Source organism: Roseateles sp. L2-2, from assembly GCF_050613215.1.
GTDB classification, from domain to species: Bacteria; Pseudomonadota; Gammaproteobacteria; order Burkholderiales; family Burkholderiaceae_C; genus Roseateles; species Roseateles noduli.
Genome location: NZ_CP192509.1, coordinates 2,621,495 through 2,638,430, shown reverse-complemented (window position 1 = coordinate 2,638,430; position 16,936 = coordinate 2,621,495). Strand labels below are relative to the sequence as shown.

Here is a 16,936-nt window from a genome sequence, read left to right as displayed (position 1 = left end):
GCTCCGCACCATGAGCGGCCCCCTTCCGTCCCCGTCCCCTTCCGCCTGGCCCCCAGGGGGCGCGGCGGCCCCGGCCGGCGCAGCGGCGCCCTGGCTGTCCGTGCTCATCCCCGTCCACAACGTCAAGGACTACCTGCGCGAATGCCTGGACTCGGTCCTCGCGCAGGCGGACGCCGGCGTCGAGGTGCTGATGGTGGACGACTGCTCCACCGACGGTTCCGACGACCTGGTGCGCACGCTGGTGACCGAGCACGCCGCCGGTCCGGTGACGGTGCGCGGCCTCTTCCACGCGCAGAACCAGGGACTCTCCGGCGCCCGCAACACCATGCTGCAGGCGGCGCGCGGCGACTACGTCTGGTTCGTCGACTCCGACGACTACCTGATGCCCGGCGCCATCCCGCGGCTGCGCCAGGTGGTCCGCGGCCACGCGCCGGCCCTGGTGCTGTGCGACTTCTTCATGCTGCGCGAGCGGATGAAGCTCAAGCACCGGCTGCGCGGCGAGCTGCACCGGCGCACCTTCTTCGGACCGGAGCGCCAGGTGATCCGAGACCCGTCGCTGCTGATGCGCGGCCTCTTCGAAGCCGGGCAGATGCACAGCTGGTCGAAGATCGCCAGACGCAGCGTCTGGGGCGAGCAGTTGCGTTTCCCGGTCGGCCGCTACTTCGAGGACATGGCCACCACGCCCTTCCTGGCCCTGCTGGCCGACAGCGTCTGGTACGAGCCGGAAGTGTGGGTCGCCTACCGGCAGCGGGCGGGGTCCATCCTGGCCACGCCCAACGTGACCAAGGCGGAGCACCTGGCCCATGCGCTGGCGAACCTGCGCGACGCGGCGGCGGGCACGCCGCTGGACGACGAGACGCGCTTCGCCTGGGCGCACTTCGCGGCGCGCAACTTCATCGGCGCCTCGCGCATGGCCGACAAGGCGCTGCCCGACGGCTGCGCCGAGGCGGTGGCGAAGTTCCGGGACGCGTTCGAGGAAGCCTCGCCCATCCCCCTGCGCGACCTGGACCTGGCCTACAAGCGCCGGGGCTGGTTCGTGCGCGCCATGCGGCTGCGGCACTGGCTGCGCCGCGCGGACTGCGAGGGGTCGACCTCCTCGGGCCGATCCGCCATCTGATGACTGATGTTCCCCTTCATGTCGCCCACGTCCTGCTGACCGACCGCTTCGCGGGCAGCGAGCGTTATGCGATCGATCTGGCCAACCTGCAGGCGCCCCGGCATCGGGTGACGATGCTGCTCACCGCCGCCGCCGGCGAGGCACGCCCCGATGCCCTGGCGCATCGACTCGATCCGCGCGTCGACGTGCAGTTGATCGGCGGCTGGGCGCCGCTGCGCTTCCTGGCGGTGAGACAACGCCTGCGCCAGCTGCGCCCGGACGTCGCCCACGGCCACCTGAGCCTGGCCAACCGCGCGTTGAACGGCCTGTCGTCCGGCCCGACGGTGCGCGTCTCCACGCTGCACATCCGCTACAAGCGTCAGCAGCAGTCCCGGTTGGACGGCCTGATCGCGATCGCGCCGTGGCAGCTGGCCGACGTGCCGGCGACGCTGCCCTGCGTGCAGATCGACAACTGGAGCGCGCCGCGTCCGCCCCTGCCCGATGCGCGCGAACGCCTGCGGGCCGAGCTCGGTCTGAAGCCGGACGATGTGCTCTTCGGCGCGCTCGGACGCGTGGAAGAAAGCAAGGGGCTGGAGGTGCTGATCGACGCCTGGCAGCAGGCCCGCCCCGCCCACGCGCGGCTGGCGATCGTCGGCCACGGACGCGACTGGGAGCGGCTGCGCAAGCGCGCCGGCCCGGACATCGTGATGCCGGGTTTCGCCGATCGGCCGCAGGACTGGATGGCCGCCTTCGACGTCTTCGTCAGCGCGGCACGCAGCGAGCCCTTCGGCCTGGTCTTCCTGGAAGCGATGTTTGCCGGCTTGCCCGTGCTGGCCAGCGACAGCGAGGGCGCCACCCATCTCGCGGACATGTTCGGCACGCCGCTGCTGCCGCGCGGGAACGTGGACGCGCTGGCCGAGGCGCTCACCCGCACCGCGGCCGAGCGCCCGCCTCGGCGGACCTACGACCTGGCCCGTTTCGACGCGGAACGCCAGGCCGAGCGCATCGAGGCCTTTTACCGTGAGTTACTGAGTCATCGCGCCGCCTGAGATTCCCTTCGACACATTGGTGAATTCCCTCCCCCACTAAGAGGGAGCAATATCCGCTTTACATGGCAGAAATCAGATTGATATAGTGATTTTCGAACTTGCAATGAAGCAGGTTCATTCAGGGAAAATCATGAAAATCAAGTTACTGGCATTTCTCGCGACAGTTCTAATGAGCATGCCCAGCTGGGCACAGCCCGCCTGGGGGCAACACAACCTCTGGTACTTCAGCCTCCCGGTCGGTCAGGAATATATCGACTACGACTCGTCGCAGGCTATTCAGTTCCAAGTCTGGATCCACGTCTGCGGCGGGTCCGGCAGCACGCCGGATACTGCACGAAACATCGGCGGATATATGGTCGGCTTGCACGTCAAGGATAATAAATTCCTGTGCGCAAAAATGGGCTCTGAACATTACACGGCGCGCGATGATTTCTCCACCCGTCGCCAAGGCATGCACGCCTGCCCGGTGGGCTCCGCGATGGTCGGCATCAACGTCAATCATGATGTGCTGCGTTGCGCCGTGCCCGTGGACGGCCGCATCCTGCACCCGGAAACCGAACGCGCCGCGGATTGGGGCAGTCGCAGCGGCATGCACTCGTGCCCGCCGGGATGGGTGATGACCGGTGTCCATGTCAACAACAACATCCACATGTGTACCGCCACCACCGGCGTGGGCAGCCCGCTCACCTCGGTGCCGATGAACCCGCCGATCGGCGGTGGAGGCGGCGGCGGTGGCGGCGGTGGTCGCGACCCGATCCAGCAGGACTGACGGATAGCGGTTCCTGAACGTTCCGCACCGACCATGAAAAGCCGGCCCGCCTCGGGTCGGCTTTTTCCGTCTTTGGGGCTCAAAGATGCCCTGTCAATGCGCGCCATATCAGGGCGTTCCCTGTTGGAACTGACGTCACAATCCGCTCGAAACGGAGAACCGCCCCTGGGCACGAGCTATGAAGACTGACTACCTGATCGTCGGCGCCGGTTATGCCGGCTCTGTCTGCGCCCGCCAGCTGGCCGACGCCGGCAAGACCGTGGTCCTGATCGACAAGCGGCCGCACATCGGCGGCAACGCCTACGACGTGCGTGACGCCCACGGCGTGCTGATCCATCCCTACGGCCCACACATCTTCCACACCAACTCGAAGAAGGTCTTCGAGTACCTGTCGCGCTTCACCACCTGGCGCTTCTACGAGCACCGCGTGCTGGCGCAGGTCGACGCGCAGCTGGTGCCCATCCCCATCAACCGCACCACGATCAACACGCTCTACGGCCTGTCGCTGACCGAGGACGAGGTGCAGGGCTACCTCGAGACCGTGCGCGAGCCGCGCGACCCGATCCAGACCAGCGAGGACGTGGTACTGAACAGCGTCGGCCGCGACCTGTGCGACAAGTTCTTCCGCGGCTACACGAAGAAGCAGTGGGGGCTGGACCTGTCGCAGCTGTCGGCCGGCGTGGCCGCGCGCATCCCCACGCGCAGCAACGACGACGACCGCTACTTCGGCGACACCTTCCAGTTCATGCCCGCAGACGGCTACACGGCGATGTTCGAGCGGATGCTGGACCATCCGAACATCACCGTGCGCACCGGCGTCGACTTCCAGGAGGTGCGCGGCGACTTCCCCGGCGCGCACATCATCTACACAGGCCCGATCGACGCCTACTTCGACCACTGCCATGGCGCCCTGCCTTACCGCAGCCTGCGCTTCGACCACGAGCATCTGCCGACGACCGCGCAGGTCCAGCCGGTCGGCACGGTCAACTACCCGAACGACCACGAGTACACCCGCATCACCGAGTTCAAGCATCTGACCGGCGAAACCCATGCGGGCACGTCCATCGTGCGCGAGTACCCGCAGGCCGAAGGCGATCCGTACTACCCGGTGCCGCGGCCCGAGAACGAGGCGCTGTTCAAGAAATACGCCGAGATGGGCGAGCAGGCCGAGGGCGTCACCTTCGTCGGCCGCCTGGCCCAGTACCGCTACTACAACATGGACCAGATCGTCGCGGCCGCGCTGAAGACGGCGCAGGATCTGCTGGAGACGCCGCCAACATAATGGCGGGATGAGCGTTTATTCCGAAGACCGGACGCCTCCCGCGATCCGGCGCCCCGTCGTGCTGGTGTCGTGGGATGGCACGAGCCTCCCGCTGAGCCTGGTGCACCTGGACGCCGTCCCTGAGTTCGACTGGGTCCTGTTCGACTACACCGGCCACCAGGCGGCCGGCGCGCGCACGCTGCGCGGCCAGCCCGCGACCGTCCTCGCCGCGAAGACCGAGTGCAAGGGCGAGATCTACAAGCACCTCGCCGATCACCTCGCCGCCACGGCCGGGGATGCCACGGCCGAACACGCAGCGATCGGCCAGTCGACGCCCGGCCCGTGGCCCGAGTACGTCAGCCTGATCGACGACGACATCCTGCTCTCGGTCAGCCAGATCAACACCGCGCTGCACCTGGGACGGACCGAGCGCCTGGACGTCTTCTCGCCGTCGCTGAGCCACGACAGCCCCTACTCCCACCAGTGGATGCGGCACCAGCCCAATCGCATCTACCGCGAGCACGACTGGGTCGAGGTGATGATGCCCTTCTACCGCGGCGACCTGTTCATGGCGGCGCGGCCGCACTACCAGGACAACATCTCGTCCTGGGGCTTGGACCGCTTCCTGATCCCCACGCTGCAGCAGTTGCGCGGCCAGACCCGCACCGCGCTGCTGGACGCCGTGATGGCCAGCCACCGCCGTCCGGTGACCAGCGGCGAGAAGGTCTACCGCAACGGCCGTACCGCATGGCAGGAGCGCCAGATCCTGCGCCAGGCCAGCATGGACCTGATCGCCAGCGAGGCGCCGCACCTGCGGGACAGCCCCTGGTACCAACGCAGCTTCGTCCAGCGCGAGACGCCCAACAAGTGGATCCGCTGGAAACGCCGCGCCGCGCGCGTCGTCGCCGGCTGGCTCGCCGAATCGAGCTGAGCCGCGACTCCGGCACAATCCCCGGTTCTTCCCATCGATCCCCTGGCCGGGGCCGGCGCATTGCGTCCGGCGCCGACCTGCGCCATGACCGACCCAACCTCCGCCAAAGACAACGAATCGCTCGCCCCCACCGCGAGCCGCCTGTGGCGCTTCATGAAGCCGCATCGCTGGGGACTGCTGCTCTCGGTGCTCTCCTTCGTGCTGGTGGCGGCGACCGAGCCGCTGATTCCGCAGCTGCTGGGCTTCGCCCTCGGCGAGGGTTTCCAGGGCAAGAGCGCCGCCGCGACGACGCTGCCCGGCGGCGCGGCGATCCCGTCGGTCCACGTCGAGCACGCCTTCCCGATCTGGATGGTCCCCATCGTGCTGATCGGCCTGTTCGCGCTGCGCGGGCTGTTCAGCTTCTGCGGCCAGTACATGCTGAACTGGACCATCTCGCGCACCGTCATGGACCTGCGCGCCGCCCTGCTGCAGGTGCTGCTGCGCGCCGACGCCCGCGTCTACACCAGCCTGCAGCCGGCCACCGCGGTGACCAAGGTCGTCAACGACCCGCAGCACGTCGTGACCCTGATCGCCGGCGCGCTGGTCACCATCCTGCGCGACGGCCTGCCGGCGCTGGCGCTGATGGGCTACCTGTTCTTCATCAACTGGAAGCTGACGCTGCTGTCGCTGATCACCGTGCCGGGGCTGGCCTTCGTCGTGCGCAAGGTCAACAAGCGTGTGCGACGCATGGGCACCTGGGCCTATGACGCGCAACTGCGGCTGGTCTCCGTCGTCGAGGACGTCACCCGCGCGTGGCGCGTGGTGCGCAGCTTCGACGCGGCCGACCACGAGAAGCGTCGCTTCGCCGAGCGCGCCCGCGAGGTGCAGCGCGCCTCGCTGAAGACGGCGGCCTCCAACGCCATGGCGCAGCCGCTCTCGCAGCTGATGGCCAGCATCGGCATCTCGGTGATCGTCAGCCTGGCGCTCTACCAGTCGCGGGTGAACGGCACCGGCGTGGGCGACTTCGCGGCCTTCGTCGCGGCGCTGCTGCTGATGAGCTCCCGGCTGCGGCACCTGAGCGACGTGATGCAGCCCATCACCAACGCGCTGGTGGTCGCACGCGGCTGCATCGGCCTCCTCGACACGCCCGCCGAGCCCGACACCGGTACGCGCGAACTCACCGACGTGCGCGGCGACATCGCCCTGCAGCAGGTCACGCTGCGTTATCCCGGCGCGAACCGCGACGCGCTCGCCGCGCTGAACCTGCACATCCCGGCCGGCAAGACGACGGCGCTGGTGGGCAGCTCGGGCGCGGGCAAGAGCTCGGTGGTCAACCTGCTGCTGGGCTTCGAGCGTCCGGACAGCGGCAGCATCCTGCTGGACGGCGTCGCCATCGACGAGCTGACCAAGGCCAACCTCAGACGCCAGTTCGCGGTCGTGTCGCAGGACATCGTGCTGTTCGACGCCTCGGTCGCGGACAACATCGCCTACGGGCAGGAACGCGACGATGCCAAGCTTGAGCAGGCGTTGCGCGCGGCGGCCTTGTGGGACTTCGCGCAGGGACTGCCCGAGGGGCTGGACACGACGGTCGGCGCCAACGGCAGCAAGCTGTCGGGCGGCCAGCGCCAGCGGCTGGCGATCGCGCGCGCGCTGTACAAGGACGCGCCGGTGTGGATCTTCGACGAGGCCACCTCGGCGCTCGACACCGAGAGCGAGCGCGCCGTGCAGCAGGCGCTGGAGCAATGGCAGGGTCGCAAGACGCTGATCGTCATCGCGCACCGCCTGTCGACGATCCGCCGCGCCGACTGCATCCAGGTCATGGCCGACGGCCAGGTCGTCGAATCCGGCGACCACGACGAACTCGTGGCCCAGGGCGGTGTCTACGCCGGCATGGTGAAGGTGCAGCACTGAGCGCCTGCTTGTCAGGTCTGACACAAAGTCGATAAGCCGCCGACAAGGCGGATCGATCCAATGCGGAGCATCCCTTTCAGGAGCTCCGCCATGCAGCCACACCGCCACGACGCCCACGACGCTCACGACTCCGGCCATGACCACGATCAGGGCCTCGCGCACGACCTCGGCGTGCTGCAGCAGCGCCGCCGTGCGCTGGGCCTGCTGGCCGGCATCGCCGGACTGGGCGGTCTGACGCTGCTGGGCTGCGGCGGTGGCGGCAGCGACGCCGGCACGAGCACCACGGGCACGGGGACCGGCACTGGAACCGGCACCGGCACGGGATCGACGGGCTCCACGGGCACCACCGGCAGTTGCTCGGTGATTCCGGAAGAGACCGCCGGCCCCTACCCCGGCGACGGCTCCAACAGCAACGGCAGCGGCATCGCCAATGTGCTGGCGCTGAGCGGCATCGTGCGCAGCGACATCCGCACCAGCATCGGGACCGCGAGCGGCACCGCCGGCGGCGTCCCGCTGACCCTCACGCTGAAGCTGGTGAACACGAGCAGCAGCTGCGCGGACCTGTCCGGCTACGCGATCTACCTGTGGCACTGCGACCGCGAGGGGCGCTACTCGCTCTACAGCGCCAGCGTCGTCAACGAGAACTACCTGCGCGGCGTGCAGAGCACCGGCAGCGACGGCACGGTCACCTTCACGACGATCTTCCCCGGCTGCTACGACGGCCGCATGCCCCACATGCACTTCGAGGTCTACCGCAACGCCGGCGCCGCGACCTCGTACGCGAACAAGATCAAGACCTCACAGATCGCGTTCCCGACGGCGGTCTGCACGACGGTCTACAGCACCGCATCGGGCTACAGCAGCAGCCTGACGAATTTCAACCGCATCAGCTTCGCCTCCGACAACGTCTTCAGCGACGGCTACACGACGCAGCTGGCCACGCTCACCGGCGACGTCGCGAGCGGCTATGCCGCCACGCTGACGGTCGGCATCGCCGCCTGATCCGGATCCCATGCCCCGCTACATCCCCTCCCCGCGCAAGGACGGCGCTCAGGGCGCTCAGGGCGCCCATGCTCCCTACGGCGCGATCGGCGCCTACGGCGCGATAGTCGCCAACGCCTCTCACGGCTCCGACCCCGGTGTATCGTCCGTGACGGGGTTGGGCATGCCGCCGAGCCCGCCGGTGGAGAGTTGCATGACGCGGTGTCTGGTGGTCGACGACGATGCGGAGATCCGCCGCTCGCTCGACGAGTATCTGCAGAAGTTCAGCGTGGCGGTGAGCACCGCCGGCGACGGCCGCGAGATGCGCCGCCAGATGGCGACGCAGGTCTTCGACGTCGTCGTGCTGGACCTGATGCTGCCCGACGAGAACGGCCTGACGCTGTGCCAGTGGATCCAGCAGCACCACCCGTCGGTGCCGGTGATCATGCTGACGGCGCACGGCGATCCGATCAGCCGCGTGCTCGGCCTGGAGATGGGCGCCGACGACTACCTCTCCAAGCCTTTCGAACCGCGCGAGCTGGTCGCCCGCATCCATGCGATCCGGCGTCGCGCGCGCCGCGGCGAGAACGAGGCGCAGACGCGCCGCGAGTTCCGATTCGAGGGCTGGGCCTTCGACCGGCTGCTGCGCCAGCTGGTGTCGCCGCAGCAGGTGGTGGTGCCGCTGTCGAGCGCCGAGTTCCGACTGCTGAGCGCGCTGGTCGAGCGCCCGGGGCGCGTGCTCAACCGCGAGCAGTTGATCGAGCTGACGCGCGCGCCCGGCGTCGAGGTCAACGATCGCAGCGTGGACCTGACGATCTCGCGGCTGCGGCAGAAGCTCGGCGACTCGCCCAAGGAGCCGCGCCTGATCCGCACGATGCGCGGCGAGGGCTACCTCTTCGACGCCCAGGTGCAGGCTTGAGCGCTCGCTCCCCCTCCGCGCATCGCATGAGGCGCTTCGCCGCCGCGATGCGCGACCGTTTCGCACGCGCCTTCGGCGACACGCTGGCGCGACGGATCTTCCTGCTGCTCTGGGTCACGCTGGTGGCCGCGCAGGCACTGGCGATCGGCGTCGTGACCTGGTCGCGCGGCGACACCTACGTCATGCGCATGCACGGCGCGCCGTCGCTGCCGCCCATGCCGGGGCTGGTGCGCGGACCACAGTTCCAACCGCAGGGCGGCCCCGGACCGGGACCAGGCCCGCAGGGCATGGGTGCCGACGCCGAACTCCGCGATGACCCGCCCCTCCCGGGCGACGTCCCGATGCCGCCGCGCGAGGGCTTCCGCGGCTTTCCGCCGCCTTCGCAGACGCAAGGACCGCAGCCCCAGGGCGCTCAGCCTCAATGGCGCGGGCCGTTCCGCGCGCTGACGGCGTGGGAGCTCACGCTCGACTACGGCATCCGCCTGCTCGTCACCGGCCTGGCGGCGTGGATCGCCTCGCGCTGGTTGTCGCGTCCGATGCGCGACCTCGTGCGGGCGTCGCAGGCGCTGGGCCAGTCGCTGCACAAGCAGGACCGGCTGCCGCTGCTCGACGAGAAGCGCGGCACGCTGGAAGTGCGCGAGAGCGCGCAGGTCTTCAACGCGATGGCGCGCCAGTTGCGACGCCAGTTCAACGAGCGCGGGCTGATGGTGGCGGCGATCTCCCACGACCTGCGCACGCCGCTGACGCGCCTGCGCATGCGGCTGGAGACGCTGGACATCGAGGAGATCCAGCGCCAGCGCTCCGTCGAAGACATCCGCGAGATGAATGCGCTGGTGGACGCGGTGATGGAGCTGTTCCGCGGCGACGGGCCCGGCGCGGCCGAGCCGCTGGTGGACGTCGACCTCGGCGCGCTGGCGCAGGCGCTGACGGACGACCTGATCGAGCAAGCGATGCCGGTGATCTTCGACGACAGCGGCGAGCCGGTGCTGGCCAAGGGCCAGCCGATGGCGCTGCGGCGCGTGCTGGGAAACCTGATCGGCAACGCGGTGCGCTACGGCGGCAGCGCCGAGGTCCGGGTCGGCCGCGACGCGCAGGGCGTCTGGCTGCGCGTGACCGATCGAGGCCCGGGCATTCCGGAGGAGAAGCTGGAGGCGGTGTTCGAGCCGTTCTTCCGCCTGGAGGACTCGCGCAACCGGCACACGGGCGGCGCGGGACTGGGTCTCTACATCGCGCGGGAATTGACGCTGCGCCAGCGAGGATCGCTGACGCTGTCGAATCGGCCGGAGGGCGGGCTCGTGGCGGAACTGCGGCTGATGCCTGCCTGAGCCCGCTTGATGCCGCCTGGACCCGTCAACGCCCCGAGGTCGCCACCAGTCGCGGCGGCCCGGGCGGATTCGGCGGCACCTGCAGCGCGAAGCCGCCCGCGCGCTTGCGCATGGCGGCGGGGTCCATCTGCGGCGCCTGCGCGGGCCAGTCGAAGAACTTCTGGATCTCGACGCGGCGGGCGAGCGTGTCCGACATGCCCAGCGTGATCAGCTCGTTCGTGTATTCGGGCTCGAAGAGCAGATAGCTGACCAGCGCCGAGCCGCTGGCGGTGGCGCCCTCGCCCGACACGCCGACGCTGCGCAGCAGCGCGCGGATGGGCGGCGGCAGCGCGCCCTGGTGCTCGGCGGCGAGGCTGTCGAGCGGCCGGCTCGGCGCGATGACGAGGGCCTCGATCGGCTTGAGCGGCGTGTTGCGCAGCGCCTCTTCGGGCAGCAGGGCGAGCGTGCTGTTGATGCGCTTGAGGCGCTCGATGTCGACGGCCAGCGCGTCCAGGAAGATGTTCGAGAGCGCATGCCCGGCGATCTGCGCGAGGCTGGGATGGCCGGTGGGCGCCGGGCCATGCTGGCCTTCTCCGCCGGCCTCATGCATGCGGCCCGCGCCGATGACGAGGACCTTCTCCGCGCCCAGGTGCACGGCGGGCGAGATCGGCGCCGTCTGGCGCATCGATCCGTCGCCGAACCATTCGACCTCGCCGCCGAGTTCCAGCGGCTCGGCGGGGAAGATGAACGGGATCGCGGAGGACGCCACCAGGTGCTCGATCGAGAGCTTGGGGATGCGCGTGGCGATGCGTTGCGTGCGGACCCAGGGCTCGCGCTGGAGATGCGTCTGATAGAAGGTGACGTGATGGCCCGAGGTGTAGCTGGAGCCGGTCACCGCGAGCGCGTCGATGTAGCCCTTGGCGAGCATCTCGTCGAGGCGGTCGAACTTGATCCACTGGTCGAGCAGGCCGCGCAGGGGCGTGTTGTTGAGCAGGCTGCGCGGGCGGGTGCGGCGCCAGCGGTTCAGCGCCCATCCCAGCGAGAGCATGCTGAGCCACTTCGCGCCGGAGCGGATGACGCCGAAGGAATCGGCGGCGTAGACCTGGTTGACGTGGATGTTCTGCCAGATGTACATCAGGCCGTCGACGGCGGAGCAGAAGTCGTCGGCCTGGCAGGCGAGCGTGGCGGCGTTGATCGCGCCGGCGGAGGTGCCGGAGATCACCTGGAAGGGGTTGTCGCCGGTGGTGCAGGCGTCGCGCCGCAGCTGCGCGATGGCGGCCAGCACGCCGACCTGATAGGCCGCGCGTGCGCCTCCTCCGGTAAGGATCAGACCGGTCCGGGGCTTGGCATCCTGCATGCTGGAAGCTTACGCCTGACACCCCCGGCGCGGGGTGGGGGAAGCACCCGTCAAATGGGGGATGGTCGGCTGACCTGAGTCGCAGTTGCCGACCGTCAATCGGAACTCATCGCCTTCGGGAACTCCGTCGCGACGTGCTCCCGACCGGGCCCTCCGCGTCCAGCCAGATCGGCACCTGGAACGGCAGATCGTCTTCCTGGAAACCGGCCGCGATCACCTGTTCGGTCCAGAGGACCGGCGCCTGCCTACGCGCGGAAGCGATGTACTCGCGAGCCTCTTCCTCGACATAGCCGTAATCCGTGCAGGCGTCGATCAGGTTGAAGACGGCACTGGATGCCGCATGCGTTCTGGACCGGGAGATGTCCATGGATTGCGTGCCGGAAAAGACCATCCCATACGGCGCGATGTCGAACGCCGGAGACAGCGTCCAACCCATTCCGTCGAATAGGAAGCCGGTGTTTCGCGGGTGATCATCGCCGTTGCCCAACACCGCGTTCATGACGATGCGACGGAAAAGCTCGCGCTTCCCCTCCTGCACCGTACCGCTGTCTGCGCGGCCCTGCCAGCGCTGCAACTCGTGCGCCAAAGCCAAGTAGGAGCGTTCACGACTCCCCCGCACCTGCTTGTCCAGGCCCAGCACCGTGTGCGCGCTGGCGAAGAGTCGCCGGGTGACCCGCCGCTGCGCGTCCACCTCACGGTCAAAGCGCCGGACCAGGATCACTTCGCGTTGCTCGACCCGTTTGAACTGCACCTCAGCTGCATTCACGCCGAGCGCCGTCGCCACCTTCATGGCCACGAATTCGCGAAGCGGCGAGTGAGGTCGATCTCCACGGTCCTGAAGTTTGGCCAGCCACTGCTGCCCCTCATGCATCACGGTGAGCTTGGGACGTTCTCCGCCGGCGCTCGTGCCGACGATGCCTTTCACCTCACGCACGGCATCGCTGGCCGGCCGCGAATCTGGCACGTCCGCGAGGATCTGAAGCAGGTCGTGGGACGGCGGACAGTGGAACTCCTGCTTGCGCGACACGTCGTCGCAGACGGCAATGGCCCCGACCGAATCGCCTTCCGACTCTTCCAGCACGGCCATGTGGTCTTCGACGCGGACCTGCCGCAGGTGTGCCAGCAGATCGAGCCCATAGCCTTCTGGCTTGGCATCGCGAATCACACCGAAGAGTCCGTCCTGCCGAGTTTCCCTGATCGGCCGCGCACGCGAACTCAAGGCGAGATGCGCCAGGTCCAGCGCGACGCCATACGCGTCCAGGTAGGCCTGCCGATACTCGAAGATGCCGACACCATCCTTGAGCGAGAACACGCCGCATTCGACCGGCACCGGACTGTTCGGGAGCCAGACCCAGACCGGCTTTGCATCGGCGCTCATGGCGTCCTCCGCTTGGGCGTGCGCACGCGCAGCGGCACGGCATCAGCCATCAATGCGGACAGCTCCTTGTCGGACCCCAGGTTGGACAGGGTGTCGAAAGTCCCCTCCAGTCCCAGCCCCCACAACACCATCAACACCGAGCCGATCTGAACGGTCGGGGCGCCAGTCTCGATGGCTACCAGCGTGCTCAGACCGATGCCCGCCCGCGCCGCCAGATCCGGCCGAGTCAATCGCCGAGCGCGCCGCGCAAGCGAAATCCGTTCGCCGAGAGCGGCGAGCGAGTCCTCGACAATGAACGGGAAGGTTTTAAGACTCATGGAACAAATGTTATAGCGCAAAACAACTGCCACAACAACTGTTATCCAGAATCCGCGTTTACATCACCCGCCCGAGTCGTACACGATCTCCGCCGGCTTGAGCTGCTCCAGCGCCTCGTCGCTGGGCCAGAACTTGCCCGCGCCGCCAAGTCCCAGTTCCGCGATCGCGCCGTTGCGCTTGATCGGGATGCGCAGCTCCAGCCCCTGGCTGAGCACGCCCTGCTCCGTCTCCACGCGCTTGGCCGGCCAGCTCTTGACCAGCTCCAGCACCGTGGCCGCCGACAGGTTGGGCGCCGTGCGCAGGTAGCGCCCGAAGCGCGCCCGCGCCGCCGCCAGCCCGAACACCTGCTGCACGTTCATCCGCAGCCCGCCCGAGAAACGGTCGTTCTGCACCTTGCCCACCGCGATGATCAGCTCGTCCTCCGCCAGCAGCTCCTTGTTGGCGTTGAGCATCTCCTCGTTGGCCACCGCCTCGATCGCATGCGTCTTGTCGTCGATCTTGAAGATCGCCACCCGCCCGCGCGAGCCGTTGATCACCCGCATGTCCGACACGATGCCCGCCACCGTCGTGGGCTCGCGGCTGTCCTGCAGGTCCACGATGCGGCGCTTGACCATGCGGCGCAGCTCCGTCTCCGCCTGGTCGAACAGGTGTCCCGACAGGTAGAAGCCGATCGCCGTCTTCTCCAGGCTCAGCCGCTCCTTGATCCCCCACTCGGGCACCTCGACGAAGTCCGGCTCCGCCGTCGACGAGCCGTGCCCGCCGTCGAAGTCGAACAGCCCGCCCTGGTTGACGTTCTGCGCCAGGTTGTCGGCGTAGGTGTAGCCCAGCGCGACGCTGGCCAGCAGCCGTGCTCGGTTCGCATGCAGCGCGTCGAAGGCGCCGGCCTTGATCAGCGCCTCCACCACGCGCTTGTTGACCGCCTTGCGGTCCACGCGGGCGCAGAAGTCGAAGAAGCTCGTGAACGGGCCGCCCTCGGTGCGCGCGCGCACGATCGCCTCGATCGCGCCGGCGCCCGTGCCCTTGATCGCCCCCAGGCTGTAGTTGATCTTGCGCGCACGCGGCGTGGTGCCGGCCTTGCCTTCCTTGGCCACCGACTTCGACGTGCCTTCGTCCGCGCTCATCGGCTCGAAACGGCCGACGCCGAGGTTGATGTTGGGCGGCTCGAACTCGATGCCGAACAACTTCGCGTCGTTCATCAGCACCTTGAGCTTGTCGGTGTCGTCCGATTCGATGGTCATGTTCGCGGCGAAGAACTCCGCCGTGTAATGCACCTTCAGCCAACCGGTGTGATACGCCAGGAGCGAGTACGCAGCCGCGTGCGACTTGTTGAAGCCGTAGCCCGCGAACTTCTCCATCAGGTCGAAGACCTCGTCGGCCTTGTCCTGGTCGATGCCCTTCTCCGCCGCGCCCTTGCGGAACAGGTCGCGGTGCATGGCCATCTCTTCGGCCTTCTTCTTGCCCATCGCGCGGCGCAGCATGTCCGCGCCGCCCAGCGAGTAGCCGCCCAGCACCTGGGCGGTCTGCATCACCTGCTCCTGGTAGACCATGATCCCGTAGGTCTCGGACAGCACCGGCTCCACCAGCGGGTGCGGGTACACCACCGTCTCCTTGCCGTGCTTGCGCGCGACGAAGCTGGGGATCAGGTCCATCGGCCCCGGGCGGTACAGCGCGTTCAGCGCGATCAGGTCCTCCAGGCGCGACGGCTTGGCGTCCTTCAGCATGCGCTGCATGCCGCTCGATTCGAACTGAAACACCGACTCCGTCAGGCCGTCGGAGAACAGCTTGTAGGTCCGCTTGTCGTCCAGCGGGATGGTCTCGAACGCGAAGTCGGCCGCCTCGGGATACCGGCCGACGATGAAGTCCTTGGCCAGCTCCAGGATGGTCAACGTGGCCAGACCCAGGAAGTCGAACTTGACCAGGCCGATGGCCTCGACGTCGTCCTTGTCGTACTGGCTGACCGCCGAGGTCGAGCCCGGCTGCTGGTACTGCGGGCAGAAGTCGGTGATCTTGCCCGGCGCGATCAGCACGCCGCCGGCGTGCATGCCGATGGAGCGCACCGTGCCCTCCACGCGCGCCGCCATCTCCAGCAGGCCGGCGACTTCCTCGTCCTGCGCCTCGCGTTCCTCGATCTCCGGCGACTCGTGGCGCGCGTAGACCATCTTGGCCTTGTCCGGATCGAAGCCCGGCGGCAGCTTGGCCAGCGTCACCGTCTTGCCCGGAGGCGCCGGCACCAGCTTCGCGATCGAGTCCACGTGGCCGAAGCCCATGCCCAGCACGCGTCCGATGTCGCGCAGCGCGCCCTTGGCCGCCATGGTGCCGAAGGTCGCGATCTGGCTCACCGCCGGGCGGCCGTACTTGTCCTTCACGTACTCGATGACGCGGTCGCGGTTGCCCTGGCAGAAGTCGATGTCGAAGTCGGGCATCGAGACCCGTTCCGGGTTCAGGAAGCGCTCGAACAGCAGGTTGTACTGCAGCGGGTCCAGGTCGGTGATCAGCAGCACGTAGGCGACCAGCGAGCCCGCGCCCGAGCCCCGTCCCGGGCCCACCGGGCAGCCATTGTTCTTCGCCCAGCGGATGAAGTCACCCACGATGAGGAAGTAGCCGGGGAAGCCCATCTTGATGATGGTCGCCAGCTCGAACTCCAGCCGCTCCACGTAGCGCGGCCGCGCCGCGTCGCGCTTGGCCTCGTCCGGGAACAGCAGCTGCAGCCGGTCTTCCAGGCCCTCGAACGAGAGCATGCGGAAGTAGTGCTCCATCGGCATCGGCGTGCCGTCGGCCTGGATCGGGGTCGGGAAGTTCGGCAGCTGCGGCTTGCCCAGCACCAGGGTCAGGCTGCAGCGCTTCGCGATCTCCACCGTGTTGGCGATCGCGCTGGGGATGTCGGCGAACAGCGCCTCCATCTCCGCCTGGCTCTTGAAATGCTGGCTGGGCAGGAAACGCTTCACCCGCTTCGGATTGGCCAGCGTCTCGCCGTCGGCCACGCACACGCGCGCCTCGTGGGCCTCGAAGTCGTCTTCCTCCAGGAACTGGATCGGATGCGTCGCCACCACCGGCAACTTCGCCTTGGCGGCCAGCGGCACCAGCTGGCGCAGCAGCGCTTCCTGGCCCGGCAGGCCGGCGCGTTGCAGCTCGATGTAGAAGCGGTTCGGATAAATCGCGGCGAGGCGTTGCGCCACATCCAGCGCGCGCGCCTCGTCGCCGGCGATCAGCGCCTGGCCGACCGGGCCGAACTGCATCCCGCCCAGGCAGATCAGGCCGGCGTTGAGCTCCTGCATCCACTCCAGCTTCAGCAGCGCCTGGTTGCGCTGCACGTTCTGGATCCAGGCGCGCGACAGCAGCTCGCTCAGGTTCAGATAACCCTGGATGTCCTGCACCAGCAGCAGCACCCGCGACGGCGGACGGTCCACCGCCTCCGGCTCCAGCCAGGCCTCCACGCCCAGGATCGGCTTCACGCCCTTCTTGCGGCAGGCGTTGTAGAACTTCACCCCGCCGAACATGTTCGCGAGGTCGGTCAGGCCCAGGGCGACCTGGCCGTCCTTGGCGGCCGCCGCGGCGGCGTCGTCGATGCGCAGGGTGCCGTCGACGACGGAGAACTCGGTGTGGGAGCGGAGATGAACGAAAGCCATCGGGCGATTGTAAGAAGGCTATGCTCGCCCTCCATCGAACACTCTCGCGGAGCGCCC

At 68.4% G+C, this 16,936-nt stretch carries 13 protein-coding genes; 9 read left to right on the top strand and 4 right to left on the bottom strand.

The annotated features are described in order from the left end of the window. The first annotated feature begins 10 nt into the window (after positions 1-10). The 9 genes from ACQZ13_RS11790 to ACQZ13_RS11750 all read left to right on the top strand — a co-directional run bounded on the left by ACQZ13_RS11790 (position 11) and on the right by ACQZ13_RS11750 (position 10,221). A complete protein-coding gene (locus ACQZ13_RS11790) occupies positions 11-1,117 on the top strand; it encodes a glycosyltransferase family 2 protein (protein WP_431052103.1) in 1,107 nt (368 codons plus the stop codon). Then, positions 1,117-2,145 carry a glycosyltransferase family 4 protein gene (locus ACQZ13_RS11785; RefSeq protein ID WP_431052101.1) on the top strand — a complete coding sequence of 343 codons (1,029 nt, stop codon included), beginning with the start codon at positions 1,117-1,119 and terminating at the stop codon, positions 2,143-2,145. Before ACQZ13_RS11790 ends, ACQZ13_RS11785 begins: the two co-directional genes overlap by 1 nt. An 85-nt stretch (positions 2,146-2,230) precedes the next feature. Beyond that, the gene (locus ACQZ13_RS11780; protein WP_431052099.1) at positions 2,231-2,914 is read left to right on the top strand and encodes a hypothetical protein; all 684 of its coding nucleotides are present in this window, start codon (positions 2,231-2,233) and stop codon (positions 2,912-2,914) included. A gap of 178 nt (positions 2,915-3,092) precedes the next feature. Continuing rightward, positions 3,093-4,196, top strand: coding sequence for a UDP-galactopyranose mutase (glf, locus tag ACQZ13_RS11775; protein WP_431052097.1), 1,104 nt, complete (start codon positions 3,093-3,095; stop codon positions 4,194-4,196). 7 nt (positions 4,197-4,203) lie between these two features. After that, positions 4,204-5,106 (top strand): hypothetical protein, encoded by a 903-nt coding sequence (locus tag ACQZ13_RS11770; protein WP_431052095.1) that lies wholly within the window; start codon positions 4,204-4,206, stop codon positions 5,104-5,106. A gap of 84 nt (positions 5,107-5,190) precedes the next feature. Beyond that, positions 5,191-6,996, top strand: a complete 1,806-nt coding sequence (gene msbA, locus ACQZ13_RS11765) for a lipid A export permease/ATP-binding protein MsbA (RefSeq protein WP_431052093.1) — start codon at positions 5,191-5,193, stop codon at positions 6,994-6,996. Positions 6,997-7,086: 90 nt separating this feature from the next. Beyond that, positions 7,087-7,998, top strand: coding sequence for an intradiol ring-cleavage dioxygenase (locus ACQZ13_RS11760; protein WP_431052091.1), 912 nt, complete (start codon positions 7,087-7,089; stop codon positions 7,996-7,998). A 10-nt stretch (positions 7,999-8,008) separates the two neighbouring features. Further along, positions 8,009-8,896 carry a response regulator transcription factor gene (locus ACQZ13_RS11755; RefSeq protein WP_431052089.1) on the top strand — a complete coding sequence of 296 codons (888 nt, stop codon included), beginning with the start codon at positions 8,009-8,011 and terminating at the stop codon, positions 8,894-8,896. A 26-nt stretch (positions 8,897-8,922) separates the two neighbouring features. Continuing rightward, positions 8,923-10,221, top strand: coding sequence for an ATP-binding protein (locus ACQZ13_RS11750; protein WP_431052087.1), 1,299 nt, complete (start codon positions 8,923-8,925; stop codon positions 10,219-10,221). Between the two features lie 25 nt (positions 10,222-10,246). Here the strand turns inward: ACQZ13_RS11750 and ACQZ13_RS11745 are convergent, their stop codons facing one another. The 4 genes from ACQZ13_RS11745 to dnaE all read right to left on the bottom strand — a co-directional run bounded on the left by ACQZ13_RS11745 (position 10,247) and on the right by dnaE (position 16,879). Next, the gene (locus ACQZ13_RS11745; RefSeq protein ID WP_088403840.1) at positions 10,247-11,557 is read right to left on the bottom strand and encodes a patatin-like phospholipase family protein; all 1,311 of its coding nucleotides are present in this window, start codon (positions 11,555-11,557) and stop codon (positions 10,247-10,249) included. 106 nt (positions 11,558-11,663) lie between these two features. Further along, positions 11,664-12,935, bottom strand: a complete 1,272-nt coding sequence (locus ACQZ13_RS11740) for a type II toxin-antitoxin system HipA family toxin (RefSeq protein WP_431052084.1) — start codon at positions 12,933-12,935, stop codon at positions 11,664-11,666. Further along, positions 12,932-13,252, bottom strand: a complete 321-nt coding sequence (locus ACQZ13_RS11735; RefSeq protein WP_331614439.1) for an XRE family transcriptional regulator — start codon at positions 13,250-13,252, stop codon at positions 12,932-12,934. Before ACQZ13_RS11735 ends, ACQZ13_RS11740 begins: the two co-directional genes overlap by 4 nt. 63 nt (positions 13,253-13,315) lie before the next feature. Beyond that, positions 13,316-16,879, bottom strand: coding sequence for a DNA polymerase III subunit alpha (gene dnaE / locus ACQZ13_RS11730; RefSeq protein ID WP_431052082.1), 3,564 nt, complete (start codon positions 16,877-16,879; stop codon positions 13,316-13,318). Between the last annotated feature and the right edge of the window lie 57 nt (positions 16,880-16,936).